This is a genomic window from Klenkia terrae (genome assembly GCF_900491935.1).
Lineage (GTDB): Bacteria > Actinomycetota > Actinomycetes > Mycobacteriales > Geodermatophilaceae > Klenkia > Klenkia terrae.
Genome location: NZ_UEXK01000004.1, coordinates 1,236,665 through 1,262,612, shown reverse-complemented (window position 1 = coordinate 1,262,612; position 25,948 = coordinate 1,236,665). Strand labels below are relative to the sequence as shown.

Below are 25,948 nucleotides of genomic sequence, written 5' to 3'. Positions count from 1 at the left end.
ACCCCATGACCGCGCCCCGGGCCGTCCGACCCCCGGCCGGGGACGACGTCTGGGACCGCGCCGCCGAGCTGTTCACCGCCTGGTACGACGGCCGTCCGACGGCGATGGACGAGCTGGTCCGCACCCTGACGCCGGTGCTCTGGCAGGTGGCCCGCGGGTGCCGGCTGCCCGCCGAGGACGCCGCGGACGTGGTGCAGCACGCCTGGCTGGCGCTGGTCGGCCACGCGGGGTCGATCCAGGACCCCCGGTCGGTGGGCGCCTGGTTGGTCACGACGGTGCGGCGCGAGTCGATCCGCCGGACGGCGGCGGGCGGGCGGACCGTGGGCGCGGAGGACGCGGTCCTCGACCGGTGGGCCGACCCGGCCCCGCCCGCGGAGGACGTCGCGCTCGCCGGGGTCGAGACGCGCCGGTTGTGGCAGGCCGTGCGCACCCTGAGCGCCCGCTGCCAGGAGCTGCTGCGGGTGGTGGCGTTCGACCGGCGACCGGACTACGCCCTGTTGTCGGCGCGGTTGGGCATGCCGGTGGGCAGCATCGGCCCGACCCGGGGCCGCTGCCTGGCCAAGCTGCGCACCGCGCTGGGCGAGGTGCCGGCGTGACCGACGACGAGCTGCTCGACGAGCTGGCCCGGATGTGGACCGACGCGGACCCGGTGCCGCCGGGGTTGGTCGACGACGTGCTCGCCGGGCTCGCCGCGGCGGGCGTCGGGGACGACGTCGAGCTCTTCGCGCTCTTGGACCCCGCCGGGACGACGGTCGCCGTGCGGGCCGGCGAACCGGCCGCTGCGCTGCGGTTCAGCCGCTACGGCCTGGAGATGCTCGTCCGGGTCACGGTCGACGGGGACCGCCGGCGGCTGGACGGCTGGCTGGCACCGGGCGGACCGGGGACGGCGGTGCTGCGCAGCGGCGCGGTCGAGCTGAGCGCGCCGATCGAGGAGACCGGGCGGTTCGAGTTCCCCGAGGCCGCCGCCGGGTCGGCCGTCCTCGAGGTGCGGCTGCCCGCCGACGGCGGCCGGGCCCGGCGGGTCGCCACGCCGTCCTTCCTGCTCTGAGGCACCGGAGAGGTCCCCGCATGAACCCACCACCGGCCACGCCGCAGCCGGGGTGGCAGGCGCGGTTGAGCACCCCGCTGGCCCGTGCCGCAGCGCTCCCGGCCGGGTTCCTCGGGGACGCCCCCTGCTTCCCCACCGGGTACCGCCGCGACCGGCTGCTGGTGTCGGGGCTGGCCGCCGACGTCGCCGAGGTGCTGGTGGACGCCGCCTGCCTGGCCGGGGGCCGCCTGGAGGCCGACCCGGAGCACGTCCCCGTGGAGCTGGCCGAGACGACGGAGCAACGGGCCGGCCGGTCCGGCCGGCTGGGCACGGCCGGGGGAGCGCTGGGCCTGCGCCGCCTGCGGCTGCGCGCCGTGGACCCGACCGCACCGGCACCGGACGCCGCCGACGTCCTGCACCGTGCCCGGGTGCTGGCCGACGGGCGATTGCCGGGGGTCGGGCTGGACCACGTCGTGCTGCTGACCCCGCTGGGCGCCAACCCCTTCCACGGGTCGAACCCCTTCCACGGGTCGAACCCCTACGGGGTCGGCAGCCAGGTCCCGATCGAGTCCTACGCCGTGCCGGGCAGCGGTGGCCTGCAACCGGTCGCCTGGGCGGGTCCGGCGCCGGTCCGGGCGCCGGACACCGCGTTCGCCGCCCGCCGTCGTCCCGTGGTCGCGCTGCTCGACAGCGGGTGCGGTGCCCACCCCTGGCTGGACCGCGCCGTGCAGCGCGGGGTGACCTGCGACGGGGAGCCGATCGGGCTGGTCGACCCGGCGCTGGACCCGCAGACCCACCCCGACCTCGTCGGGCCGCTGGACGGCGGCACCGACCCGGCGAGCGGGCACGGCACCTTCGTCGCCGGTCTGGTGCACCAGGCGTGCCCGGACGCCGACCTCCTCGTCTGGCGGGCGGTCGCCCCCGACGGCTCCGTCGACGAGAGCGACCTGGTCACCGCCCTCACACGAATCGCGCAGCTGGTCACCTGGCACGCGGCGGGGGACCCGCGCGGCCGGCCGGTGGACGTGCTCAACCTGTCGATGGGCTACTACCACGAGACGCCGACCGACGGCCTGTTCGACCCGACCATGTCCGAGCTGCTGGCCGTGCTGGGCCGGTGCGGCACCCAGGTGGTCTGCTCGGCCGGCAACGACGCGACCGACCGGCCGATGTTCCCGGCCGCGTTCGCGCCCTGGGCGTCGGGCACCCCGGCGGTCCCGGAGCCGGACGGGACGGCTGAACCCGTGCTCGCCGTCGGTGCGCTCAACCCCGACCTCAGCTCGGTGGCCCTGTTCAGCAACGACGGTCCGTGGGTGGGGGCCTGGGCGCCCGGTGCGGCGGTCGTGAGCGCCGTGCCGTCGACGCAGGGCGGGCTGCAGCCGGCCGCCGCCACCCGGTTCGCCGGCCGGCCCCGGGCGTCGATCGACCCCGACGGGTTCGGCGGCGGATTCGCGGTGTGGAGCGGCACCTCCTTCGCCGCACCGCTGGTGGCCGGGGCCCTGGCTACCGCCCTGCAGCCGGACCTGCCGGCCCCCGGTGCGCAGGAGCCCCCGGAGAGCGCCCGGGCCCGGGTCCGGGCGGCCCGCACCCTGATCACGACGACCACCACCGCCGCGATCACCAGCCTGCCCGCCGGCGGGACCTCCCCGGGGTGACGCCCCGGCCCGGCGTGCCCCCGACCGCCGCCCAGCTGTACGACCGGGCGGTCGGCGAGACGAACGCGGGCCGGCTGGCCGCTGCGCGACGGGCGCTCCGGCAGGCCGCCGGCCGTCGTCCCGACCCGGACCTCGCCGCGCGCATCGAGGGCACCCTGGCCTACCTGGACGCCGAGACCGGCGACCCGGTGCTCGCGCTGGCCAGCATCCGGGCCGCCGCCGCGCGCCCGGGCGTCGGCGAGCGCACCCGGGCGGTCCTGGTCGGGCAGGCCGGGCTGGTCGCCATGCGCCGCGGGGACACCGACGACGCGCTGCGCGACCTGGGCCGGGCGATCCGGCACCTGGCCGACGAGCCGGCCCTGCTGGGCCAGGTGGCCCTGAACCGGGGCAACGTGCACCTGCAGCGGGGTGACCTGGTCCGCGCCGGGCAGGACTTCACCCTGGCCCGCGACGCCTTCCGGGCCTGCGGCGCACCGCTGGACGAGGCCAAGGCCCGGCACAACCTGGGGTACACCGACCTGCTGGCCGGTGACCTGGTGCCGGCCATCCGCCGGATGGACGGCGCGCGGGAGGTGCTGGCCCGGGTATCGCCGCTGCACGCGGCCACCTGCGACACCGACCGGGCCGCCGCCCTGCTGGCGGCCGGCATGCCGGCCGACGCCGAGCGGCTGCTGGTGGCGGCGGCGGCCGCCTACGGCCGGGCCAGGGTCCGGCAGCCGCAGGCCGAGGCCGAGCTGCTGCTCGCCCGGACCCTGCTGCACCACGACGCCGCCCGGGCCGCCGCGGCGGCACGTCGGGCGGCCCGCCGGTTCCGCGGACGGGGTGCCGGGACCTGGGCCGCGCTCGCCGACGGGGTGGCGTTGTCGGCCGCGGCGGTGCACCGGCCGGACCCGCGGCTGCTCCCGGCCATCGACGACGCCGTCCGTGCGCTCGGTGCCCGCGGCGCCCGGGAGGACCGGACGCGTCTGCGGCTGCACGCCGCGGCGGTCCGGATCAGCGGCGGGGACCTGGACGGCGCGGCCCGGGTCCTGCGGTCCGGGGTGCCCGCGGCGGCCCCGGCCCCGGTGCGGCTGCTGGCCCGCACGGTGCGGGCCGACCTCGCCGCGGCCCGCGGCCGGCACCGGACCGTGCTGGCGATCGCCGGGGCCGGGCTGGACGACCTCGCCGCCGAGCAGGCCCGGCTCGGCAGCCTCGACCTGCGGTCCAGCCTGCTGCTGCACGCCCTCCCGCTGCTGCACCGGGGGCTGCGGGTGGCGGCGGGCTCGGGCCGCCCCGACCTGCTGCTGGCCTGGACCGAACGGGCCCGCGACCTGGTCACCCGGGTGCCGCCGCTGAGCCCGTCCCCCGACCCGGCGGTCGCGCGGGAGCTCGCCGAGGTGCGCCGGCTGCGGGTGTTCGGGCAGGGCCCGGACGACGAGCGCCGGGAGCGGGAGCTCATGGAGTCGCTGCGCGGGCGGCTGTGGCACCGGGCCGGCAGCGGTGCGGTGCTGCCCCGGGTCGACCTGGCTGCGGTCCGGGCCGCGGCCGACGGGCGGGGGGTGGTGGCGGTCGCCTACTGCTGGACGGAGGAGACGGTGGCCGCGGTCGTCGTCGGGGACGGCGGACCCGGCCGGGTGGTGGGGCTGGGCCCGACCCGGGCCGTCACCGCGCTGCTGGGCGGCCTGGGCCCCGACCTGGAGACCGCCGCCGGCGAGCCGGCCGGCCCGCTGGCCCGGGCCGTCGACGCCGGGCTGCGGACCCGGCTGGCGGCCCTGGCGGAGCTGCTGGTGACACCGATGGACCTGCCGACCGGCCGGCCGGTGGTGCTCTCGGTGCCCGGCGCCTTCCGCGCGGTGCCGTGGGGCATGCTCCCCGGCCTGGTCGGGCGGCCCTGCACGGTGCCCTCGTCGCTGGCCGCCTGGGTGCGGACCGGCCCGTGGCCGGCCCGGCCCCGGGTGGCGGCCTTCGCCGCCGGACCGGGTGTGCCGCGGGCCGACGAGGAGGTGCAGCGGGCCGCGACCGCCTGGCCCGCGGCGACGGTGCGGGTGGGGGAGGACGCGACCGTCGAGCAGGTGTCGACCGACGCGGGGACGGCCGACGTCCTGCACGTGGCCGCGCACGGCCGCCACCACCGGGAGCACCCGTCGTTCTCCCGGGTCGAGCTGGCCGACGGCCCCTGGTTCGGCCACGACGCGCACCGGCTGCCCCGCACCCCCGGCCTGGTGGTGCTCTCGGCGTGCGAGGGCGGCCGCACCGCGGTCCGGTGGGGGGAGGAGACCGACGGGTTGGCCCGCGCGTGGCTGCACGCCGGGGCGCACTGCGTGGTCGCCTCGGCCGCCAGCGTGCGCGACGAGGTCGCCTGCGAGGTGCTCCCCGAGGTGCACCGACGGTTGGCCGGCGGGGAGGCACCGGCGCTCGCGCTCGCCGGCGCCACCGCCGACCTCCCGACGACCCTGGTGTGCCTGGGCTCGGGGTGGTGAGGGGTCAGGCCGCGCTGTCGGAGTTCGCGTTGGCGGGGAACTTGCCGGTCAGCGCGGTGTAGGCCTTCGCGGCACCCTGCGCGGCGACCAACCGGCCGACGGCCACCAGCACACCGGACACCGCGGCCCAGGCCAGCGCGTCGCTCCAGCTCACACCGGGGACGTCGGGGTTCTTCGGCGGCGGCGTGCCGCGGACGGCGATCCACGCCTGGTCGGCGACCTTCTTGACCACGATCCCGGTCGGGATGGCCATCACCGGGCCGAGCAGCTTGTACAGCGCCGGGGTCTTGACCTTCTGCTTCTTCGCCACCCCGGGATCATCCCGTGCCCGGCTGTGCTCTGCTGGGTGGGTGGCACGAGACGCCGACGGCTACCCCGTCACCCGCACCCCGGCCGGCGTCGTCCGCGGGGCACGCACCGCGGTCGACCTGGCGGCCGTGGACGAGCGGGTCTGCGGCTGCCGGGCCTGCCCCCGCCTGGTGGCCTGGCGGGAGGAGGTCGCGGTGGTGAAGCGGGCCGCCTTCCGCGACCAGGTGTACTGGGGCCGTCCGGTGCCCGGGATGGGTCCGGCGGACGCCCGGATCGGCGTCGTCGGGCTGGCCCCCGCCGCGCACGGCGGCAACCGGACGGGCCGGATCTTCACCGGCGACCGGTCGGGGGACTGGATCTTCGCGGCGCTGTGGCGGGCCGGGCTGGCCAACCAGCCCACCTCGGTGGCCGCCGACGACGGCCTGGAGCTGACCGACTGCCGGATCGTGGCCGCGGTCCGCTGCGCCCCGCCGGACAACGCGCCGACCCCGGCCGAGCGGGACACCTGCTCGCCCTGGCTGGCCCGGGAGCTCGCGCTGCTGCCCCGGCTGCGGGTGCTCGTGGTGCTCGGCGGGTTCGGCTGGTCGGCCCTGCTGCCGGTGCTCGCCGCCGCGGGAGTGGTCATCCCGCGGCCCAGGCCGAAGTTCGGCCACGGTGCGGAGGTCACCCTGGACGCCCCCGGCGGGCCGCTGACGGTGCTGGGCAGCTACCACGTCAGCCAGCAGAACACCTTCACCGGGCGGCTCACCGAGCCCATGCTCGACGCCGTCCTCACCCGGGCCGTGGACCTCGCGAGAGGATGACGCGGCAGCACGGCCCTCGTAGCCCAACCGGCAGAGGCAGGCCCCTTAAAAGGGTCCCAGTGTGGGTTCGAACCCCACCGAGGGCACCGGTGGTTGCTGAGCGTCGGTAACGGTTGCGGCTCGGCAAGTCAAGACTTGTCCTCACCGGTGCACTCGGACACGGTCGACCCACACAGCGGATCCACAGCGTGGTGGACCGCCCCGGCGGGAGGACGAACCGATGACCAGCGAACGACCAGACCGCCCCGGACGGCGGCGGCTCCTCGCCGCCGGCGCCGCAGGAGCCCTCGCCGTCTCCGGCGCCGTGCTCGTGGCCACCCCGGCCGCTGCCGCGCCCTCGGTGAACGGCTGCCAGAACCGGGTGAACGCCAGCGTGGACAAGCTGCTCACCTGCGTGACGCCGGCCGGCGTCACCGAGCACCTCGCCAACCTGCAGGCGATCGCCGACGGCAACGACGGCAACCGGGCCTCGACCACCTCGGGCAACACCGCGTCGGTGGAGTACGTGCGCGACACCCTCGAGGCGTCCGGGTACGAGGTCAGCGTCACCGACTTCACGTACGAGGAGGTCAGCTACGCCGGATCCCTGGCCCGGGTGACCCCGAGCCCGGCGACCTACGCGCTGGACACCGACTACGTGCCGATCGACGGCACCGCCTCGGCCGCGGTCACCGCGCCGGTCACCGGCGTGGACGTCAGTTCGGGGACCAGCGGCTGCGAGGCGGCGGACTTCGCCGGCTTCGCCACCGGCTCGATCGCGCTCGTCCAGCGCGGCACGTGCACCTTCGCGATCAAGGTCGCGAACGCCGTCGCGGCCGGCGCCTCGGGCGTCGTGGTCTACAACAACGCACCCGGCCTGATCAACCCGACGCTGGGCGGTGCCGTCGACGTCCCGGTCGTGTTCGCCACCCCGGAGACCGGTGCGGGCCTGCTGGAGCCGGGCACCACGGCGACCCTCGATGTGCAGGTCGTCACGGAGACCAACGTGTCCCAGAACATCACCGCCGAGCTGCCCGGCCGGTCCTCCGACGGCGTGGTCGTCGTCGGCGGCCACCTGGACTCCGTCCCCGAGGGCCCGGGCATCAACGACAACGGCAGCGGCTCGGCGACCATCCTCGAGGTGGCGCAGAACCTGGCCAACACCCGGCTCGAGCACCCGGTCCGGTTCGCCTTCTGGGGCGCGGAGGAGCTGGGCCTGCTGGGTTCCCAGGCCTACGTGGACAGCCTGTCCGACGACGAGCTGGCCCGGATCGGGTCGTACCTGAACTTCGACATGCTGGGGTCGACGAACTACGCCAACTTCGTCTACGACAGCGACGGTTCCTCGTTCCCGGCGCCCGAGGGCTACGTGAGCCCGGAGTCCGCGGCGATCGAGCAGACCTTCGAGGACTTCTACGACTCCCGCGGCATCGCCTACGAGGACACCGAGTTCGACGGCCGCAGCGACTACCAGGCCTTCGCCGACGCCGGGATCCCCTCCGGCGGCCTGTTCTCCGGTGCCGAGGGCATCAAGACCCCGGAGCAGGCAGCGGCCTACGGCGGCACGGCGGGTCAGCCCTACGACGCCTGCTACCACCAGGCCTGCGACGACCTGGACAACATCAGCCAGGTCGCGCTGGACCAGAACTCCGACGCCGTGGCCTACGCGGTGCTGGTGACCGCGCAGGCGGGCAGCGGTCCGGGCCAGGGGAACTGAGCACCTGCCGGCTGGGCGTGGTCACGGTGTGATCACGTCCAGCCGGCGCCCAGGAACCCTCGGGCGGGCCGGGGCGTTGTGCATGACGAGTGGGTAGTTCCTCCCGCCCACGCACCCGACTTCAGGCACCTCGAGGAGATGACGATGCCCAGCAGCAACCCGGCCTTCAGCCGGGGCTTCCCCGGCGCCCCCAACGGCCCGGGTGCCCAGAACGGGACCATGGGCTACGGCCAGCCCGCCACGCAGCAGCCGTGGGGCGCGCCGGCCCAGCAGAACCCGTACCAGCAGAGCCCGTACACCCAGCAGAACCCGTACGCGGCCACGGGCGCGCAGTACATGACGATGGACGACGTCGTCACCAAGACCGGCATCTCGTTCCTGGTGACCGTCCTGGCCGCCGCCGCGATCTGGGCCGTCCCCGGCCAGGCCGCGATGGGGCTGGCGCTGCCCGCCGTCCTGATCGCGTTCGTCGTCGGCCTGGTGATCTCGTTCAAGCAGATCGCCAACCCGGCCGCGACGCTGGCCTACGCCGCCCTCATGGGCATCGGCGTCGGCGCCATCAGCGAGGCGTTCAACAGCATCTACCCGGGCATCGTCATGCAGGCCGTGATCGGCACCTTCGGTGTCTTCTTCGGCATGCTGGTGGTCTACAAGACCGGTGCCATCCGGGTCACCCCGAAGCTGACCCGCTGGATCGTCGGCGCCATGTTCGGCGTCCTGGCGCTGGCGATCGTCAACGCGCTCGCTGCCTGGATCGGCGGCGGTGACGGCCTGGGCCTGCGCTCGGGCGGCCCGATCGCGATCATCTTCAGCCTGGTAGTCATCGGCGTCGCGGCGTTCTCGCTGCTGCTGGACTTCGACATGGCCGACGAGGCGATCCGCCGCGGCGTGGCCCCCAAGGTCGCCTGGTACATCGCCTTCGGCCTGCTGGTCACGGTCATCTGGCTGTACCTGGAGATCCTGCGCCTGCTCAGCTACTTCCGCGAGTAACCCCGCACCACAGCACAGCGGCCCGGTCCCCGTCAGGGGGCCGGGCCGCTGTGCGTTGCGGGGTCAGCTCAGCTCAGACGCTCGAGCACCATCGCCATGCCCATGCCGCCGCCGACGCACATGGTCTCCAGGCCGAAGGTGCCGTCGGTGGAGCGCAGGCCGTTGAGCAGCGTGCCGGTGATCCGGGCGCCGGTCATCCCGAACGGGTGGCCGACCGCGATGGCGCCGCCGTGCACGTTCAGCTTGTCGATGTCGATGCCCAGGTCCCGGTAGCTCGGGATGACCTGGGCGGCGAAGGCCTCGTTGATCTCGACGAGGTCCATGTCGTCGATGGTCATCCCGGCCCGGGCCAGCGCCTGCTTGCTGGCCTCGACCGGCCCGTAGCCCATGATCTCCGGCGACAGCCCGGTGACGCCGGTGGAGACGATCCGGGCCAGCGGGGTGATGCCCAGCTCGGCGGCCTTGGTGTCGCTCATGACGACCAGCGCCGCGGCGCCGTCGTTGAGCGGGCAGGCGTTGCCGGCGGTCACCCGGCCGTCGGGCCGGAAGACCGGCTTGAGCTGGGAGATGCCCTCCAGCGTCGTGCCGGCCCGCGGGCCGTCGTCGGTGCTGACGACGGTGCCGTCGGGGGTGGTGACCGGGGTGATCTCGCGCGCCCAGAAGCCGTCGGCGATGGCCTTCTCCGCCAGGTTCTGCGAGCGGACGGCGAACTCGTCCATCTCGGCCCGCGAGACGTCCTTGAGCAGCGCCAGGTTCTCCGCCGTCTGGCCCATGGAGATGTAGACGTCGGGGATCTGCCCCTCGGTGCGCGGGTCGGTCCAGGAGTCGGCGCCGGACTCGGCCACCGCGGCGACCTGGGCCTTGCGGTCGGCGAAGACCGGGTTCTCGGTGTCGGGCAGGCCGTCGGAGTTGCCCTTGGCGAACCGGGACACCATCTCGATGCCGGCGGAGATGAAGACGTCGCCCTCGCCGGCCTTGATGGCGTGCATCGCCATCCGGGTGGTCTGCAGCGAGGAGGAGCAGTACCGGGTGATCGTGGTGCCGGGCAGGTGGTCCATGCCCAGCAGCACCGACACGACGCGGCCCATGTTGAACCCCTGCTCGCCGCCGGGCAGCCCGCAGCCCAGCATCAGGTCCCCGATGTCGCGGGGGTCCAGCGAGGGCACCTGGTCCAGCGCGGCCCGCACGATGGTGGCGGCGAGGTCGTCGGGGCGCAGGTCCTTCAACGAGCCCTTGAACGCGCGGCCGATGGGGGAGCGGGCAGCGGCGACGATGACGGCTTCGGGCACGTGTTACCTCCACGGTGGGGCGCCACCCGCGTGGTGGCGTCGGGTCGACCGCGAACGTACCCCGGGTGCTACTGCCCGGTAACTCCGGTGGGCTGCTCGACCGGGGTGGCCTCGGGCAGCTGCGGCGGGCGGCGCCGGCGCAGCCGCGCCCAGGGGCCGCGGGGCCCGACGTCCTCGCCGTCGACCGACGTGGGCTGGACCTCGGTGCCCGACCGGCCGGCCGCGCTGGCTGCGGCGCGGGCGATCGGCCGGACGCTGTCCCGGCGCAGCGAGCGCGGTCCCCGGTCGGCCGCGGCCGGCCAGACGCCGATCGCGTCGGCGACCGAGGGCAGCATGCAGGCCGCCGCGGCCGCGTAGCCGGCGGCCGAGGGGTGGAACTCGTCGGAGGAGAACATCGACCGGTCGCTGGCGAACGAGGGCCCCAGCAACGAGCCGAGGGAGACGGTGCGCCCGCCCTCGGCGACCACGGCCATGGTCTGCGCGGCGGCCAGCTGGCGGCTCCACCGGCGGCCCAGCGTGCGCAGCGGCTGGGCGACCGGCCGGATGGTGCCCAGGTCGGGGCAGGTGCCGACGACGACCTCGCACCCGGCGGCCCGCAGCGCGCGGACGGCCGCGGCGAGGTCGCGGACGGCGAGGGCGGGCTTGGACCGGCTGGTGACGTCGTTCGCGCCGATCATGATCATCGCGACGTCGGGCCGCTGCGGCAGCACCTTGGCCACCTGCTCGGCCAGGTGGGCCGACCGGGCACCGGACACGGCCACCTTGACCAGCCGCACCGGGCGCTCGGCCAGCTCGGCGAGCGCCGCGGCGACCAGGACGCCGGGGGTCTGCTCGGCCCGGTCGACCCCGAGGCCCACCGCGCTGGAGTCACCGAGGACCGCCAGGACGAGGGGTGCGCCGCGGTAGTGGCCGTAGCGGCCCTCGCCGGTGGGCGGGTCGCCCTTGGCGGCGCGGGAGGACACCCGGTTGCGAGCCAGCCGTGCCTCCTGGCGCAGCAGCGCCACCAGCCCGGCGCCGGCCAGCCCGACGCCGCCCCCGCCGTAGACCGCACCCGTGGCGAGCCTGCGCGCCCTGCTCGCCCGTGTCACCGGTCCACCGTCCCCAGTCCGTCGTCGTCCACCCTGCCCGGCGAGGTTATCGCCCCTACGGTGACCCGGTGACCGAGCACCCCGCCGCCCTGCCCGTCGAGGACGAGGACGCCCGCCGCGCGCGGATCGTCGAGGTGCTGGTGGATGCCTTCTCCGATCTCATGGCGGCCGACGCCGACGCCTTCCGGGTCAAGTTCCGCAAGATGGCCGCCGACCCGTTCGCGTTCTACCGCGGGTCGGCCTGCCTGTTCTACGCCGACCTGGTGGACACCGAGGACCAGTGGAGCGACGAGCGGACGTCGCGGACGTGGATCCACGGCGACCTGCACGCCGCCAACTTCGGCACCTACATGGACGGCACCGGCCGGGTCGTCTTCGACGTCAACGACTACGACGAGTCCTACCTGGGCCACCTGTCGTGGGACCTGCGCCGGTTCTGCGCCAGCTTCGCGCTGCTGGCCTGGCGCAAGGCGCTGTCCGACGACGTCATCGCCGCGGTGCTGCGGGTCTACCTGGAGTCCTACCTCGACCAGGTCGCGGTGTTCGCCGGGACCGACGCCGACCGGGACTTCGCCCTGGACCGGCACACCACCACCGGGGCGGTCCGCGAGCTGGTGCTGGCCACGGCGGAGCAGACCCGGGTCTCCCTGCTGGAGCGGCTGACCGTCGTCGAGGACCACCAGCGCCGGTTCTCCGACATCCGCCGGCACCGGCGGCTCGACGACGCCGAGCGGGCCGAGGTGCTGGCCGCCGTCGACCTCTACCGGGAGTCGGTGCCCCGGGGCGTCCGCCGCCGCGAGGTCGCCTACGACGTCAAGGACGTCGTGGGCACCGGCGGGTTCGGCATCGGCAGCGCCGGGCTGCCGGCCTACACCGTGCTGCTGGAGGGCTACGACCAGGCGCTGGAGAACGACGTCGTGCTGTCGCTCAAGCAGGCCGGCACCGCCGCGCCGTCGCGGATCGTCACCGACCCCGAGGTCCGGGCGCTGTTCCAGCACGAGGGCGAGCGCACCGTCTCGGCGCAGCGGGCGATGCAGTCGCACGCCTCCCCGTTCCTGGGCCACACCGTGATCCGGGGGGTCGGGTTCCTGGTCTCCGAGCTCTCCCCCTACGAGAACGACCTGGACTGGGAGGAGCTCACCGAGCCCGACGAGATCGTCGAGGTGGTGGCGCAGCTGGGTCGCGCGACGGCGAAGATCCACTGCATCGGGGACGCCGACGCCGAGCACGAGGCGGTCGACGTGCAGGTCGAGGATGCGGTGCTGGCGCTGGTCGGGCACCGGCGCGAGGAGCTGGTCGAGGACCTGACCGGGTTCGCGCACGCCTACGCGGCGCGGGTGCGCGCCGACCACCGGTTGTTCGTCGACGCGTTCCGCGCGGGGGAGATCCCGGGGATCAGCTCCTCCGGGGAGCACCCGCTCACCTGATCGGCAGGTCCAGCACCATCCCCAGGTGCAGGCCGACCGGGGGCATGTCGTAGGGCTCGCTGACCACGGTGAACCCGATCTTCTCGTAGAACCCCACCGCGGCCTCGCGGGCGTCGCACCACACCAGGTCGGCGCCGGCCCGGGAGATCTGCACCAGGCCCTCGGCCACCAGCGCGCGGCCGGCACCGATCCCGCGGACCTCGGGGTCGGTGGCCATGCCGCGCAGCTGCCAGGCGTACTCCGCGTCCCGCCACGGGCAGGTCTGCGGCTGGAACCGGACGACGCCGACCACCCGGTCGTCCAGCAGGGCGGCCAGGTGGATCGCCGAGGGGGCGTCGTCCCCGGTGATCTGCACCGGCCGGCCCTGCCGGAGGACCCGGGCGCGCAGGTCGTAGGTCGCCTGCACGCCCACCCGCTCGATCCTGACCGTGCTCACCCGGTCAGTCTCCCTCAGCGGGCCCGCCGCCCCCTCCGGGTCCGCAGCAGAAGGACCCGGTGCCACCCGACCCACGCTCCGCGCGGGCCGGGCCCCTGCACCGGGCCTAACGGCTTCGCCGCCCCCTCCGGGTGCGCAGATAATCGGCGACGACGTACTCACCGAGGCGGTCGCCGTCGGGCAGGAAGACCCGGCCGCCGGCCCGCTGCGTGATGTCCTGCACGAAGTGCACCAGCGCCGGCTCCGGGTCCAGCGCGAACACGTTCATCGTCGCGCCCGACCGGGCCACCCGCTCCACCTCGGCGACGGTCTTCGCGATCGTCTCGGGCATCGGCGGCCAGCAGAAGTACGGCGACCCGTCGTCCTCCAGGTGGGCCGTCGGCTCGCCGTCGGTGACCACCAGGATGACCGGCTCGGCGTCGTGGTGCCGGGCCAGGAAGCGGCGGGCCAGCATGAGGCCGTGCTGCAGGTTGGTGCCCTGCAGGGTGTCCACCGACAGCTCGGCCAGCGTCTCGGGCCGCAGCACCTGCGCCGTGGAGGCGAACCCGATGATCTCGATCGCGTCCTGCGGGAACCGGGTGGTGACCAGGGAGTGCAGCGCCATCGCCGTGGACTTGGCCGCGCCCCAGGTGCCGCGCAGCGCCATCGAGTAGGACAGGTCGACCAGCAGCGCCACGGCGGCGCCGGTGCGCCGCTCGGTCTCCACCACCTCGAAGTCCTCGACGGCGATCTGCACCCGGCGGTCGCCGTCGGTGTGCGGTTCCCCCGCCGTCCGCAGCACCGCATTGCGGACCGTCCGGACGACGTCCAGCGGCTGCTCGTCGCCGAACCGCCACTCGCGGCTGGCCCCGGTGAGCTCGCCGGTCGCGCCGGCGTCGGCGACGTCGTGCTCGCCCCGGCCGGTGGAGTCCAGCTGGGCGAACACCCGGCGCAGGGCCGTGGCCCCGAGCCGGCGGACCGCCTTGGGCGACAGCTCCAGCTTGCCCTCGGTGCGGTTCAGGTGGCCCTGCCGCTCGAGCTCGCGCTCGAGCCGGCGCAGTGCGGCGAGGTCGTCGACCCCGGACCGGCCGAGCGCGCGCTCGACCAGCTCCTCGTCGACGTCGGCGAGGCTGGCCCCCGCGTAGCCCTGGGACAGCTGGCTGGACAGCGCCTCCAGGTCGGCCAGCTCGGCCACGGCGGTCGTGGCGTCGCCCATGCCCAGGCCCTGGTCCCCGTCGGGCACCTGGCCCGGTCGGCCCCACGGCAGGTCGGGGCGGGCCTGCCGGAGTGCGTCGTTGAGGTGCGCCATCTCCGCGGCCAGCCCCATGTCCTGCATGGCCTGGCCCATGAGCTCGCCGAGCTCGGCCCGCTGCTCGGGGGAGAGGCCGGCCATCATGCGTTCCTGCGCGGCGGCCCGGCGGGCGAGGGAGTCGACGAGCTCCTCGACGGTCTGCGGGTCGTCGGGGAAGAACTGGCCGTGCTTGTCCATGAAGTCGGCGAACCGCTGGTCAGTGTCCTCCCCGCGGTTGTGCGCGTCCAGCAGGGCGGACAGGTCGGCGACCATGTCCTTGACCGCCTGGGTGCCGTCCTGGCCCTCGGCGTTCATCTGCTGCAGCGCCTGCTTCATGTGCTGGAACTGGCTGTCCAGCACCTCCTTCTGCAGCAGGTCCTGGATCTGCCGGTAGGCCTCCGCGGCCTCCGGGGACCTCCACTGCCGGTCCTTGAGCGCGCGCACCGCCCCGGCGGTGTCTTCGGGCAGCGCGTCGAGCTCGGCCTCGGCGAGCCGGGCGGCGTCGTCGGGGTCGGGGAACAGCTCACGCCGCTCGGCCTCCAGCGCACGGTCCAGCAGCTCGCGGACCTCGGTCAGCGTCCCGTCCATGCTCCCGGCCTCGCGGGCCCTGCGCAGCCGGTCCCGCACCGAGCGACGCAGGTCGTCGAGGCCGCGGCGGCCGTCGAGCCCGCGCCGGAGCAGATCGCGCAGCGCCTCCCGCACGCTGCTGCCGGCCAGCACCTGGTCGCCGATCTCGTCGACGGCGTCCCCCAGGTCGTAGGGCGGGGCGAGCGGGTCCTCCCCGCCCCGCCACCGGCCGTAGCGGTAGCCGCGGCTCCCCCTGGGCACGGTCAGCTCCCGTAGACGGTGCGGTTGCCGTCGGTGTCCTTGGCGAGCCGGCGGGTCAGCCACAGACCCTCGAGCGCGAACTCGACCGCGGCGGCCGCCTGCTCGGCGGACTCCTCGCCCTCGGGCACACCCAGCCGGCCCAGCAGCTGCGCCAGGTTCGGCACGGTGCCGACCTGGCTCATCAGCCGCGGTGCGGGCACCAGGTCGCCGGACTCGACCACCTCGCCGGAGGTGAAGTGCTCCTGCAGCCCGGTGAGGTCCAGGCCGCCGCAGCGGGCCCGGAAGGTCTGCGCGGTGGCCTGCCGGAGCAGGTGCTCGAGCACCTCGAGCTCGCGCTCGTCGTCGGTGTCGGAGCCCGAGTCGGCGAACTCGACCTTCCCGCGGCTGGCCGGGACGACGGCGGGCAGGTCGACCACCCGGGCCACGGGCCGGGTCTCGCCGGCCACGGCGGCCCGCCGGACGGCGGAGGCGGCGACCGTCTCCAGCCCGGCGATGGCGAAGCGGGCGCTGACGCCCGAGCGCTGGTCGACCTGGCTGGACTCGCGGACCAGCCGGGTGAACCGGGCCATGATCTCGACCAGGTGGGCCGGCACCAGCGGGGTGTCCAGCGCGCCGTCGCCGAGCCAGCTGGTCTGCGCCTCCTGCTGCAGCAGCCGGATCTCGTCGGCCAGCTCGATCGGGTAGTGCGTGCGGACCTCGGCGCCGAAGCGGTCCTTGAGCGGGGTGATGATCCGACCGCGGTTGGTGTAGTCCTCGGGGTTGGCGCTGGCGACCAGCAGCAGGTCCAGCGGCAGCCGGACGCGGTAGCCGCGGATCTGGATGTCGCGCTCCTCCAGCACGTTGAGCAGCGCCACCTGGATCCGCTCGGCCAGGTCGGGCAGCTCGTTGATGCTGAAGATGCCGCGGTTGGTGCGCGGCACCAGCCCGTAGTGGACGGTCTCGGGGTCGCCGAGGGTGCGGCCCTCGGCCACCTTGATCGGGTCGACGTCGCCGATGAGGTCGCCGACGCTGGTGTCGGGGGTGGCCAGCTTCTCGCCGAACCGGTCGCTGCGGTGCAGCCAGCCGACCGGGGTGGCGTCGCCGTGCTCGGCGATCTGCCGGTGCGCCCAGACGCTGACCGGGGCCAGCGGGTGCTCGTTGAGCTCGCTGCCGACCAGCACCGGCGTCCACTCGTCGAGCAGGCCGACCAGGGTGCGGATGAGGCGGGTCTTGCCCTGGCCGCGCTCGCCGAGCAGGACGAGGTCGTGGCCGGCGATGAGCGCCCGCTCGACCTCGGGCAGGACGGTGTCGTCGAACCCGACGATGCCGGGCAGGGTGGGCTCGCCCGCGGCCAGGCGGGCGAGCAGGTTGGTGCGCAGTTCGGCCTTGACGCCGACGGGGACGGCGCCGCTGTCGCGCAGCTCGCCGAGGGTCGTGGGTGCGGGGGTCTCCGTCACCCCACTCACGGTACGACGGTGGTGCGACATCCGGGGTGCGTGCAGGTGGGGGTCCTGCCAGGGTCGGGCCATGACCCGGAGCACCGCGAGCGAACTGCTGCTGCTGGCGCTGGACGAGGTGGAGGGCAAGCCGGTCGTCGACGGCTCGGCGCTGAACGCGGCGCTGGCCGGTACGGCCGTCGTCGAGCTGGTCGCGGCGGGCGCGCTGGACCTGCAGCTCGACGCCGGCGGCGAGGTCGAGCCTGGGCGCCTGCGCCGCACGGGCGCCGCCCGGCCGACCGACGAACTGCTCGCCGAGGTCGTCGACACCGTCCACGGCAAGGCGCCCAAGGAGGCCATCGGGGCCCTCACCACCATGACCTTCACCGACCGGGGGGCGAAGCTGCGCGAGCAGCTGCTCGACGAGCTCGTCGCCGACGGGGTGCTCACCCACGAGCGCGGCAAGGTCCTGGGGCTGTTCCCGACCAGCAGCTGGCCGGAGGCCGACCCGTCGGTGGAGCGGGAGATCCGCGGCCGGGTGCGCGCCGTGCTGGTCGACGGCGCGCAGCCCGACCGCCGGACGGCGACCCTGGTCTCGATGCTGTCGGTCACGAAGCTGGCGCCCACGCTCTTCCCGGACGTGGACGGCGCGCAGCTGCAGGCGCGGGCCGACGCGGTGCGGGCCGGGGACTGGGCCGGGGGAGCGGTCGCCAAGGCCCTCGACGAGCTGATGGCCGTGATGATGGTGGCGGTCTTCGTCCCGGTGTTCATCAGCACGACGTCCTGAGCGCGGGTGCCAGGATCGGGGGGTGAGCGAACCCGCCCTCCCCCTGGTCACCGGTGCCGACGTCGAGTCCGCGGCCGCGCTGCTGGCCGGGGTGGTGCGGCGGACCCCGCTGGAGCACTCGCGGGCCCTGGCCGAGCGGGTGGGCGGCCCGGTGTGGCTCAAGTGCGAGAACCTGCAGCGCACCGGGTCGTTCAAGATCCGCGGCGCCTACACCCGCATCGCCCGGCTGACCGACGTCGAGCGCGCGGCCGGGGTCGTGGCCGCCAGCGCGGGCAACCACGCGCAGGGGGTGGCGCTGGCGGCGCGCGAGCTCGGGGCCGCGGCCACCGTGTTCATGCCCGAGACCGCGCCGCTGCCGAAGCTGGCCGCCACCCGCGGCTACGGGGCCACCGTCCACCAGCTCGGGGACTCCCTGACCGAGCCGCTGGTGGCCGCGCGGCAGTTCGCCGACGAGACCGGCTCGGTGTTCATCCACCCCTTCGACCACCCCGACGTCATCGCCGGGCAGGGCACCGTCGGGCTGGAGATCCTGGAGCAGTGCCCCGACGTGGCCACGGTCGTGGTCTGCACCGGCGGCGGCGGGCTGGTCGCGGGCATCGCCGCCGCGGTCAAGGCCACCCGGCCCGACGTCCGGGTGGTGGCCGTCCAGGCGGCCGCGGCGGCGGCCTTCCCGGCGTCGCTGGTGGCCGGGGTGCCGGTCCCGCTGGCGTCGATGACCACGATGGCCGACGGCATCGCGGTGGCCGCCCCCGGCGACCTCACCCTCGCCCACGTGGCCGGGCTGGTCGACGAGGTGCGGACGGTGACCGAGGCCGAGCTGTCCCGGGCGCTGCTGTTCTGCCTGGAGCGGGCCAAGCTGGTGGTCGAGCCGGCCGGGGTGGCCGCGGTCGCCGCGGTGCTGGCCGACCCCGGGGCCTTCGCCGCGCCGGTGGTGGCGGTGGTGTCCGGCGGCAACATCGACCCGGTGCTGATGATGAAGGTCGTCCAGCACGGCATGGCCGCCGCCGGGCGCTACCAGTCCCTGCGCGTCCGGGTGCCCGACCGGCCGGGCTCCCTGGCCGGTCTGCTGCGCGAGCTGGCCGCCGTCTCGGCCAACGTCCTGTCGGTGGAGCACGAGCGGACGACGGCCCAGCTGGACCTGGGCGAGGTCGAGATCGCCGTCGTGCTGGAGACCCGGGGCCCCGACCACGCCCGCGAGGTGGTCGCGGCGCTGCAGCGGGTGGGGTACGCGGTCAGCGACGGCTGACCCGACCGGGCGCCGATGAGCTCGGCCGCCGCGCGCGGTCCCACCCCCGAGCACCCCGGACCGGGGCTCCGGGACGGTCGGGAGCGGACGTGCGCAGGTTCTGTCGGTGGGTCGACCTACGGTCCCGGTCATGAGCGATGCCGTGGTGGTCGAGGGCCTGGTCAAGCGGTTCGGTGACTTCACCGCCCTCGACGGGGTCTCGCTGACCGTCGCCGAGGGCACGGTGCTCGGGCTGCTCGGGCCCAACGGCGCGGGCAAGACGACGGTGGTCCGCATCCTGTCGACGCTGTCGGCCCCCGACGGCGGCCGGGCTGAGGTCACCGGCCTGGACGTGGTCACCCAGGCCGACCGGGTGCGCGGGGTGATCGGGCTGACCGGGCAGTACGCCGCCGTCGACGAGTACCTCACCGGCGAGGAGAACCTCGAGATGGTCGGCCGGCTCCACCGGCTGGGCAAGAAGGAGGCCCGCACCCGGGCCGGGCAGCTGCTCGAGCGGTTCGACCTGACCGACGCCGCCCGGCGACCGGCCAAGACCTACTCCGGCGGCATGCGGCGGCGGCTGGACATCGCCGCCTCGCTCATCGCCCGGCCGCGGGTGCTCTTCCTCGACGAGCCGACCACCGGGCTGGACCCGCGCAGCCGGCTGGGCATGTGGGAGTTCATCGCCGACCTGGTCAGCGACGGCACCACGATCCTGCTGACCACGCAGTACCTGGAGGAGGCCGACCGGCTGGCCGACCGGATGGTGGTCATCGACCGGGGCAAGGTGATCGCCCGCGGCACCGCCGACGAGCTCAAGGCCCAGGTCGGCGGTGAGCGGCTCGAGCTGACCGTCGACTCGGTCAAGGGCCTGGCGACGGCTGCGGACCTGCTGCGCCCGCTGGCGCTGGACACCCCGCACCGCGACGAGCAGACCCGGCGGCTGACGCTGCCGGTGACCGGGGGCGCGGCCACCCTGGCCGAGGCCCTGCGGCTGCTGGAGGGCAGCGGCGTCGCGCTGCTCGACGTCGGTCTGCGCCGTCCCGACCTGGACGACGTCTTCCTCACCCTCACCGGCCACGCGGCCGAGGACGCCGAGACCCCCGCCGAGGAGCCGAGCCGATGAGCGCCCTGTCGCACACCCTGACCGACAGCCTGGTCATCACCCGGCGCAACCTGATCAAGGTCAAGCGGGTCCCCGACCTGATCGTGTTCGCGACGCTGTCGCCGATCATGTTCGTGCTGCTGTTCCGCTACGTGTTCGGCGGCGCGATCGAGCTGCCCGACGGCATCACCTACGCGGAGTTCCTGCTGCCGGGGATCTTCGCCCAGACCGTCGTGTTCGGGTCCACCACGACCGGGGCGAGCATCGCCGAGGACCTGCAGAAGGGCCTGGTCGACCGGTTCCGCTCGCTGCCGATGTCCCGGTCGGCGGTGCTCATCGGCCGCACCGTCGCCGACCTCGGGCTCAACGCCATCTCGATCGTGGTCATGGCGCTGACCGGGCTGCTCGTGGGCTGGCGGATCAACAGCTCGGTGCCCGAGGCGATCGGCGGGTTCCTCATCCTGCTGGTGTTCGCCTTCGCCGTCAGCTGGATGATGGCGCTGGTCGGGCTGCTGGTCCGCACCCCCGAGGTGGTCAACAACGCCAGCTTCATCGTGATCTTCCCGCTGACGTTCGTGGCCAACACCTTCGTGCCGCTGGAGAGCTTCCCGGCCGTGCTGCGCACCTTCGCCGAGTGGAACCCGGTCTCCACCGTGGTGCAGGCCGCGCGCGACCTGTTCGGCAACCAGCCCGACAGCGTCCCGGTCGCCGACGCCTGGTCGCTGCAGAACCCGGTGCTCTACACGCTGATCTGGGCCGTGGTCATCCTGGCGGTGTTCGTGCCGCTGGCCGTGCGGGCCTACCTCCGGGCCGGCAGTCGGTGAGCGCGGCGGCCGGCGGCGGCGGGGCACACTGGCCGGTGATGAGCACCGCGACGACGCACCCCACCGCCGACCTCCCCGCCGAGAACCCGCTGGCGCAGCCGTCCCCGCTGCCGTTCGGGCTGCCGCCCTTCGCCGAGCTGACCCTGGAGCACTGCCGCGAGGCGCTGCTGGCCGGCATGGCCGCGCAGCGGGCCGAGGTCACCGCCCTCACCGGCTCGGCCGACGAGCCGACGTTCGAGAACACCGTGGTCGCCCTGGAGCGGTCCGGGGAGCTGCTGCACCGGGCCCAGGTCGTCTTCTACGCACTGGCGTCGTCGAACTCCTCGGAGCGGCTGCGCGAGATCGAGCGCGAGGTGTCCCCGCTGTCGGCGGCGCACTCCGACGCGCTGCGGCTGGACCCGGAGCTGTTCGCCCGGATCGACGCGGTGCACGCGGCCGTGGCCGCCGGTGGGCACGGCCTGGACGCCGAGGCGGTCCGGTTGGTCGAGCGCTACCACCTGGACTTCGTGCTCGCGGGGGCCCAGCTCGACGAGGCCGGGCGGGAGCAGCTGCGCGCGCTCAACCAGCAGCTGTCCCAGCTGTCGACGACGTTCGGGCAGAACCTGGTGGTGGCCACCGAGGCCGCCGCGGTGCTGGTCACCGACCGGGCCGAGCTGGCCGGGCTGAGCGAGGCCGAGATCGCGGCTGCGGCCACGGCGGCCACCGAGCGCGGCCGGGAGGGCTACCTGCTGACCCTGGTGCTGCCCTCGGGCCAGCCGGCGATGGCCAAGCTGGCCGACCGGGGCCTGCGGTGCCGGCTGCACGAGGCGTCGGTGACCCGCGCGTCGACCGGGGAGCACGACAACGGCCCGGTGGCCGCGCAGATCGCGCACGTGCGGGCGGTCCGCGCCCGGCTGCTCGGGTTCGACACGCACGCCGACCTCGTCGCCGCCGACCAGACGGCGAAGACGTCCACCGCGGTCGACGCGCTGCTGGCCACCCTGGTTCCGCCGTCGGTGGCCAACGCCCGGGCCGAGGGCGAGGTGCTCGCCGAGCTCGCCGCCGCCGACGGGGTCGAGCTGGCCGCCTGGGACTGGGCCTTCTACAGCGAGCAGGTCCGCCGGGACCGCTACGCGGTGGACACCGCCGCGCTGCGCCCGTGGTTCGAGCTGGACCGGGTGCTGGTCGACGGCGTCTTCCACGCTGCCCGGCTGCTCTACGGCTACACCTTCACTCCGCGCCCCGACCTCCACGGCTACCACCCCGACGTCCGGGTCTGGGAGGTCGCGGACGCAGCCGGCGAGCCGGTCGGCCTGTACCTGGGCGACTTCTACGCCCGCGACGGCAAGCGCGGCGGTGCCTGGATGAGCTCGTTCGTGTCGCAGTCCCGGCTGCTGGACGCGAAGCCCGTCGTGTTCAACGTCCTCAACGTCACCCGCGCGGCGGCCGGGCAGCCCACGCTGCTCACCCTCGACGAGGTCACCACGCTGTTCCACGAGTTCGGGCACACGCTGCACGGGCTGTCCTCGGCGGTCACCTACCCGCGGTTCTCCGGCACCAGCGTGCCGCGCGACTTCGTCGAGTTCCCCAGCCAGGTGAACGAGATGTGGGCGCTGTGGCCCGAGGTGCTGGCCCACTACGCCGTGCACACCGAGACCGGTGAGCCGCTGGGCGCCGAGGTGGTCGCCGCCATCGAGGCGGCGTCGCTGTGGGGCGAGGGGCACGGCACGCTGGAGTACCTGGCGGCGACGCTGCTGGACCAGGCCTGGCACCGGATCACCCCGGACACCGTGGTCGAGGACCCGCAGGCGTTCGAGGCCGCGGCGCTGCAGGCCGCGGGTGTGGCCTCGGACCTGGTGCCCCCGCGCTACCGCACCACGTACTTCACCCACGTGTTCGCCGGCGGCTACTCGGCCGGCTACTACTCCTACATCTGGTCCGAGGTGCTCGACGCCGACACCGTCGAGTGGTTCAAGGCCAACGGCGGCCTCACCCGGGCCAACGGCGACACCTTCCGGGGCGAGCTGCTCAGCCGCGGGGGCTCGGTCGACCCGCTGGGCGCGTTCCGCGCCGTCGTCGGCCGCGAGCCCGACCCGGCCCCGCTGCTCCGGCGTCGCGGGCTGGGGTGACCGACGACGGGAGGGCCCGGCCCTCCCGTCGTCACAGCCAGGGCAGGTCGAGGACGAGGTCCAGGTCGTCGGGGGACTCGCCGTCGCGGACCAGGCGGTTGGGCTGGTGGTGCCCGCAGGCCGTGCAGCGGTGCACCACCTGCCAGCCCTTGCCGGACTTCTCCACCAGCCCGATCGGCGCCATCGCCTGCCGGCAGGTGCTGGCGCGGTCGCCGGGCACCTCGTCGACGTGCAGGGACCACAGGCAGTACGGGCAGTGGTTGCGGTAGTGGCCGTCGGTGTTGGGCGGCACCGTCCGCGTGCAGTGCACGCAGGCGAACGTGGTGTTCTCCCGGGCACGCGAACGACCCCGGGAGCGCGGGCTCCCGGGGTCGTCGGCGTCGTGCGCGTCCGGTGTGCTGCTCAGGGCGCTGCGCTCAGGGCACGAAGGGCTCGACGGCGAGCACCTTCACCGTGATGTCCTTGCCGTTGGGCGCCTGGTAGGTCACCGAGCTGCCCGGCTCCGCGCCCAGGATCGAGGCGCCGAGGGCGGACTCGGGGGAGTAGACCGAGAGCCCGGTGGTGCCGGCAATCTCGCGCGAGCCGAGCAGGAACTTCTCGGTGTCGTCCTCGTCGCCGTCGAAGGCGATGGTGATGACGGTGCCCAGCGCGGCGTTCGTGGCGGTCTTCGGCGGCTCGCCCACCCGGGCCTTGCGGAGCAGGTCCACCAGCTGGCGGATCCGGCCCTCCTGCTTGCCCTGCTCGTCCTTGGCGGCGTGGTAGCCGCCGTTCTCCTTGAGGTCGCCCTCCTCGCGGCGCGCGTTGATCTCCGCGGCCATCGCGGTGCGGCCGGCCACCAGCTCGTCGTGCTCGGTCTTGAGACGGTCGTAGGCCTCCTGGGTCAGCCAGACGCCCTGGTCCTGCTCGTCGATGGTGGCCATGTGGGTGCTCCTACAACTCAAGAGCCGCCCCCCGTGGCGGGGAGCGGCTGCGGACGAACGACCAAGCTAACACCCCGGTGTGCTCTGCCGCACTCCCGGTGACGGGTTCGGAGACCGGGCAGGCCCGTTCGGGGTGTCCGACGTCGGGCGCGCGCGGGTGGGACCATGGAGCACGTGACCCAACCGGACCAGCTGCGACTGCTCGCGGTGCACGCCCATCCCGACGACGAGTCGAGCAAGGGTGCGGCCACGATGGCCAAGTACGTCGCCGAGGGCGTCGACGTCCTGGTGGCCACCTGCACCGGCGGTGAGCGCGGCTCCGTGCTCAACCCGGCGATGGACCGACCCGAGGTGTGGGAGCGGCTGCCGCAGATCCGCTCCGAGGAGATGGCCGCCGCCCGCGAGATCCTCGGCGTGGGCCAGGAGTGGCTCGGCTTCGTCGACTCCGGGCTGCCCGAGGGCGACCCGATGCCGCCGCTGCCCGAGGGCTGCTTCGCCCTCGTGCCGCTCGAGGAGGCCGCCGCACCCCTGGTGGAGCTCATCCGCCGCTTCCGGCCGCAGGTGATGACCACCTACGACGAGCGCGGTGGCTACCCGCACCCCGACCACATCAAGACCCACGAGATCTCGGTGCACGCCTTCGAGGCGGCCGCCGACCCCGACCGGTACCCCGAGCTGGGGGAGCCCTGGCAGGTAGGGAAGCTGTACTACAACATGAGCTTCACGCTGCCCCGGACGAAGGCGATCCACGAGGCGATGGTCGCCGCCGGCCTGGACTCCCCGTACGCCGAGATGCTGGACAAGTGGGACCCGGCCAAGGACATCTCCCACCGGGTCACCACCCGGGTGCCGTGCGGTGAGTACTTCGGCATCCGCGACCGCGCGCTGATCGCCCACGCCACGCAGATCGACCCGACCGGGCGCTGGTTCTCCACGCCGATGGACATGCAGCAGCGGGTGTGGCCGACCGAGGACTTCGAGCTGGCCCGCTCGACGGTGGACAGCGCCACCCCCGAGGACGACCTGTTCGCGGGGATCCGCAGCGAGGTCGGCGTCCGATGACCGTCGGCATGGCCGTGCTGGCCGCCAGCGAGCAGCTGCCCGAGGACATCGGCAAGTCCGGCCCCCTGGGCGCCCTGCTGACCGTCGTCCTCCTCGTCGCCGTCCTGCTGCTGGGCCGCTCGATGGGCAAGCACCTCAAGCGCCTGCCGGTCAGCTTCGACCCCGCCGAGGCCCCGGTCCACGTGCCCGACGACGCCTCGGAGCTGTTCGAGCCGCGGCCGGGCGAGGAGCTGCTCGACGTCCTGCGCCGGCAGCCCCTGGCCATCGAGCCGCCGCGCCGCACCGACCCGGACGAGGGGCCCACCGCCGCGTCCTGAGGCGTGGGGCCCCGCTGTGCCCCATGCTCACGCCGTGGCCGTGCAGAGGGACGACAAGCAGGGGCACCCGCCGGGTTTCGGGCGGGTGGGCACCCGGGTGCTCGAGCTCGCCGAGAACGTCGTCTACGCCGGGATCGCGCTGTTCCTCGTCGTCACGGCGCTGGTCCTGCTGGTGCTCGCCGGGAAGACGACCTGGGGACTGGTCTCGGACTTCTCCGACACGCCGGTGCTGGAGCTGCTCGACGTGCTCCTGCTGGTCTTCATCGTCGTAGAGCTGCTCTTCGCGGTCCGGACGACGGTCGAGAAGCGCGAGCTGATCGCCGAGCCCTTCCTGCTGGTCGGCATCATCGCCTCGATCAAGGAGATCGTGGTGCTCAGCGTCGAGGCCGCCGGCAAGGTCGGGACCGCCGGGTTCGACGACCGGATGATCGAGATCGGCGTCCTCGGGGTGCTGGTGCTGCTGCTGGGCCTCACCTCCCTGCTGCTGCGGCGCAAGGAGCGCGAGCCCGACGAGGGGGAGAACGCCCCGCCCGACCCGGAGACCGCCGACCGGGCCTGATCCGTCGCCGTCCGCGGTCGCTGTCGCTCGCTCAACCACTTGCATTACTTGATTACACGCTTACATTGATGCACAGCAGGACCCGATCGGCGGGCCCTCCGCACCCCTGGAGAGCGCCATGCGTCCCCATCCCTCCCCCCTGGGCCACCACCGCCACGGCCGCGAGCGCGGCGAGCACGGCGGCGGCCCCTTCCCCCCGGGCGGCCCGTTCGCGGCCGCCTTCGCCGGCGCCGGCCGCGGCTTCCCCGGTCGCGGCGGGGGCCCCGGTCGCGGGCCTGTCCCTTTTTCACATCTTCGCGGCCACGCGGCCCGAGGGGATCTCGCATGGCCGCTTTTTCCTTTAAAAAAA

At 74.6% G+C, this 25,948-nt stretch carries 24 protein-coding genes and 1 tRNA gene; 17 read left to right on the top strand and 8 right to left on the bottom strand.

Annotated features, from left to right (window positions below; translation table 11 throughout):
- The first annotated feature begins 5 nt into the window (after positions 1 to 5).
- The 4 genes from LFA75_RS06520 to LFA75_RS06505 are packed head-to-tail and all read left to right on the top strand — an operon-like array spanning position 6 to position 5,141.
- Positions 6 to 596, top strand: a complete 591-nt coding sequence (locus LFA75_RS06520; RefSeq protein ID WP_225232867.1) for an RNA polymerase sigma factor — start codon at positions 6 to 8, stop codon at positions 594 to 596.
- Complete coding sequence (locus LFA75_RS06515; protein WP_225232866.1) at positions 593 to 1,048, top strand: hypothetical protein; 456 nt, start codon at positions 593 to 595, stop codon at positions 1,046 to 1,048. Before LFA75_RS06520 ends, LFA75_RS06515 begins: the two co-directional genes overlap by 4 nt.
- A 20-nt stretch (positions 1,049 to 1,068) precedes the next feature.
- On the top strand, positions 1,069 to 2,682 hold the full coding sequence (locus tag LFA75_RS06510; protein WP_225232865.1) for a S8 family peptidase: 1,614 nt from the start codon (positions 1,069 to 1,071) through the stop codon (positions 2,680 to 2,682).
- Complete coding sequence (locus tag LFA75_RS06505) at positions 2,679 to 5,141, top strand: CHAT domain-containing protein (RefSeq protein ID WP_225232864.1); 2,463 nt, start codon at positions 2,679 to 2,681, stop codon at positions 5,139 to 5,141. Before LFA75_RS06510 ends, LFA75_RS06505 begins: the two co-directional genes overlap by 4 nt.
- Before the next feature lie 4 nt (positions 5,142 to 5,145).
- On the opposite strand, the gene LFA75_RS06500 is transcribed toward LFA75_RS06505, so the two are convergent.
- Complete coding sequence (locus LFA75_RS06500; protein ID WP_225232863.1) at positions 5,146 to 5,451, bottom strand: DUF4235 domain-containing protein; 306 nt, start codon at positions 5,449 to 5,451, stop codon at positions 5,146 to 5,148.
- A 40-nt stretch (positions 5,452 to 5,491) separates the two neighbouring features.
- Here LFA75_RS06500 and LFA75_RS06495 point away from each other — a divergent pair, with 40 nt between their 5' ends.
- From LFA75_RS06495 to LFA75_RS06480, 4 genes are all read left to right on the top strand, one after another.
- Positions 5,492 to 6,253 carry a uracil-DNA glycosylase gene (locus LFA75_RS06495; RefSeq protein ID WP_225232862.1) on the top strand — a complete coding sequence of 254 codons (762 nt, stop codon included), beginning with the start codon at positions 5,492 to 5,494 and terminating at the stop codon, positions 6,251 to 6,253.
- Positions 6,254 to 6,265: 12 nt separating this feature from the next.
- A tRNA-Leu gene (locus LFA75_RS06490) sits at positions 6,266 to 6,339 on the top strand.
- Between the two features lie 134 nt (positions 6,340 to 6,473).
- A complete protein-coding gene (locus LFA75_RS06485; RefSeq protein WP_225232861.1) occupies positions 6,474 to 7,949 on the top strand; it encodes a M20/M25/M40 family metallo-hydrolase in 1,476 nt (491 codons plus the stop codon).
- A 144-nt stretch (positions 7,950 to 8,093) separates the two neighbouring features.
- Entirely contained in the window at positions 8,094 to 8,939 is an 846-nt protein-coding gene (locus tag LFA75_RS06480) for a Bax inhibitor-1/YccA family protein (protein ID WP_225232860.1), read from the top strand.
- A 68-nt stretch (positions 8,940 to 9,007) separates the two neighbouring features.
- Here LFA75_RS06480 and LFA75_RS06475 read toward each other — a convergent pair whose 3' ends face one another.
- Together LFA75_RS06475 and LFA75_RS06470 are read right to left on the bottom strand one after the other, a co-directional pair.
- Positions 9,008 to 10,228, bottom strand: coding sequence for an acetyl-CoA C-acetyltransferase (locus LFA75_RS06475; protein WP_225232859.1), 1,221 nt, complete (start codon positions 10,226 to 10,228; stop codon positions 9,008 to 9,010).
- A gap of 68 nt (positions 10,229 to 10,296) precedes the next feature.
- Positions 10,297 to 11,316 (bottom strand): SGNH/GDSL hydrolase family protein, encoded by a 1,020-nt coding sequence (locus LFA75_RS06470; protein WP_225232858.1) that lies wholly within the window; start codon positions 11,314 to 11,316, stop codon positions 10,297 to 10,299.
- A 68-nt stretch (positions 11,317 to 11,384) separates the two neighbouring features.
- On the opposite strand from LFA75_RS06470, the gene LFA75_RS06465 reads away from it, so the two are divergent.
- Entirely contained in the window at positions 11,385 to 12,743 is a 1,359-nt protein-coding gene (locus LFA75_RS06465) for a DUF2252 domain-containing protein (RefSeq protein ID WP_225232857.1), read from the top strand.
- On the opposite strand, the gene LFA75_RS06460 is transcribed toward LFA75_RS06465, so the two are convergent.
- The 3 genes from LFA75_RS06460 to LFA75_RS06450 all read right to left on the bottom strand — a co-directional run bounded on the left by LFA75_RS06460 (position 12,736) and on the right by LFA75_RS06450 (position 16,713).
- Entirely contained in the window at positions 12,736 to 13,179 is a 444-nt protein-coding gene (locus LFA75_RS06460) for a GNAT family N-acetyltransferase (RefSeq protein ID WP_225232856.1), read from the bottom strand. The two genes, LFA75_RS06465 and LFA75_RS06460, sit on opposite strands and share 8 nt — an antisense overlap.
- Before the next feature lie 106 nt (positions 13,180 to 13,285).
- Positions 13,286 to 15,277 (bottom strand): VWA domain-containing protein, encoded by a 1,992-nt coding sequence (locus tag LFA75_RS06455; RefSeq protein WP_225232855.1) that lies wholly within the window; start codon positions 15,275 to 15,277, stop codon positions 13,286 to 13,288.
- Positions 15,278 to 15,279: 2 nt separating this feature from the next.
- Positions 15,280 to 16,713: a sigma 54-interacting transcriptional regulator gene (locus LFA75_RS06450; protein ID WP_225232854.1), complete on the bottom strand. Its 1,434-nt coding sequence runs from the start codon at positions 16,711 to 16,713 to the stop codon at positions 15,280 to 15,282.
- Positions 16,714 to 16,783: 70 nt separating this feature from the next.
- Here LFA75_RS06450 and LFA75_RS06445 point away from each other — a divergent pair, with 70 nt between their 5' ends.
- From LFA75_RS06445 to LFA75_RS06425, 5 genes are all read left to right on the top strand, one after another.
- The gene (locus LFA75_RS06445) at positions 16,784 to 17,479 is read left to right on the top strand and encodes a GOLPH3/VPS74 family protein (protein ID WP_225232853.1); all 696 of its coding nucleotides are present in this window, start codon (positions 16,784 to 16,786) and stop codon (positions 17,477 to 17,479) included.
- Positions 17,480 to 17,501: 22 nt separating this feature from the next.
- Entirely contained in the window at positions 17,502 to 18,725 is a 1,224-nt protein-coding gene (ilvA, locus tag LFA75_RS06440; protein WP_225232852.1) for a threonine ammonia-lyase, read from the top strand.
- A 130-nt stretch (positions 18,726 to 18,855) separates the two neighbouring features.
- Positions 18,856 to 19,830, top strand: coding sequence for an ATP-binding cassette domain-containing protein (locus tag LFA75_RS06435; protein ID WP_225232851.1), 975 nt, complete (start codon positions 18,856 to 18,858; stop codon positions 19,828 to 19,830).
- Complete coding sequence (locus LFA75_RS06430) at positions 19,827 to 20,633, top strand: ABC transporter permease (RefSeq protein WP_225232850.1); 807 nt, start codon at positions 19,827 to 19,829, stop codon at positions 20,631 to 20,633. The genes LFA75_RS06435 and LFA75_RS06430 overlap by 4 nt, the downstream gene beginning before the upstream one ends.
- A gap of 38 nt (positions 20,634 to 20,671) precedes the next feature.
- The gene (locus LFA75_RS06425) at positions 20,672 to 22,741 is read left to right on the top strand and encodes a M3 family metallopeptidase (RefSeq protein WP_225232849.1); all 2,070 of its coding nucleotides are present in this window, start codon (positions 20,672 to 20,674) and stop codon (positions 22,739 to 22,741) included.
- 31 nt (positions 22,742 to 22,772) lie between these two features.
- On the opposite strand, the gene LFA75_RS06420 is transcribed toward LFA75_RS06425, so the two are convergent.
- Positions 22,773 to 23,147, bottom strand: coding sequence for an RNHCP domain-containing protein (locus LFA75_RS06420; protein WP_263639422.1), 375 nt, complete (start codon positions 23,145 to 23,147; stop codon positions 22,773 to 22,775).
- Between the two features lie 10 nt (positions 23,148 to 23,157).
- A complete protein-coding gene (gene greA / locus LFA75_RS06415) occupies positions 23,158 to 23,661 on the bottom strand; it encodes a transcription elongation factor GreA (RefSeq protein WP_225232847.1) in 504 nt (167 codons plus the stop codon).
- 174 nt (positions 23,662 to 23,835) lie between these two features.
- Between greA and mca the strand changes: the two genes are divergently transcribed.
- Genes mca through LFA75_RS06400 form a run of 3 tightly spaced genes read left to right on the top strand, consistent with a single transcriptional unit; the run spans position 23,836 to position 25,599 of the window.
- Complete coding sequence (gene mca, locus LFA75_RS06410) at positions 23,836 to 24,723, top strand: mycothiol conjugate amidase Mca (RefSeq protein ID WP_225232846.1); 888 nt, start codon at positions 23,836 to 23,838, stop codon at positions 24,721 to 24,723.
- Entirely contained in the window at positions 24,720 to 25,040 is a 321-nt protein-coding gene (locus tag LFA75_RS06405; RefSeq protein ID WP_225232845.1) for a hypothetical protein, read from the top strand. Before mca ends, LFA75_RS06405 begins: the two co-directional genes overlap by 4 nt.
- Positions 25,041 to 25,074: 34 nt before the next feature.
- Positions 25,075 to 25,599, top strand: a complete 525-nt coding sequence (locus LFA75_RS06400) for a phosphate-starvation-inducible PsiE family protein (RefSeq protein ID WP_225232844.1) — start codon at positions 25,075 to 25,077, stop codon at positions 25,597 to 25,599.
- Positions 25,600 to 25,948: the final 349 nt, after the last annotated feature.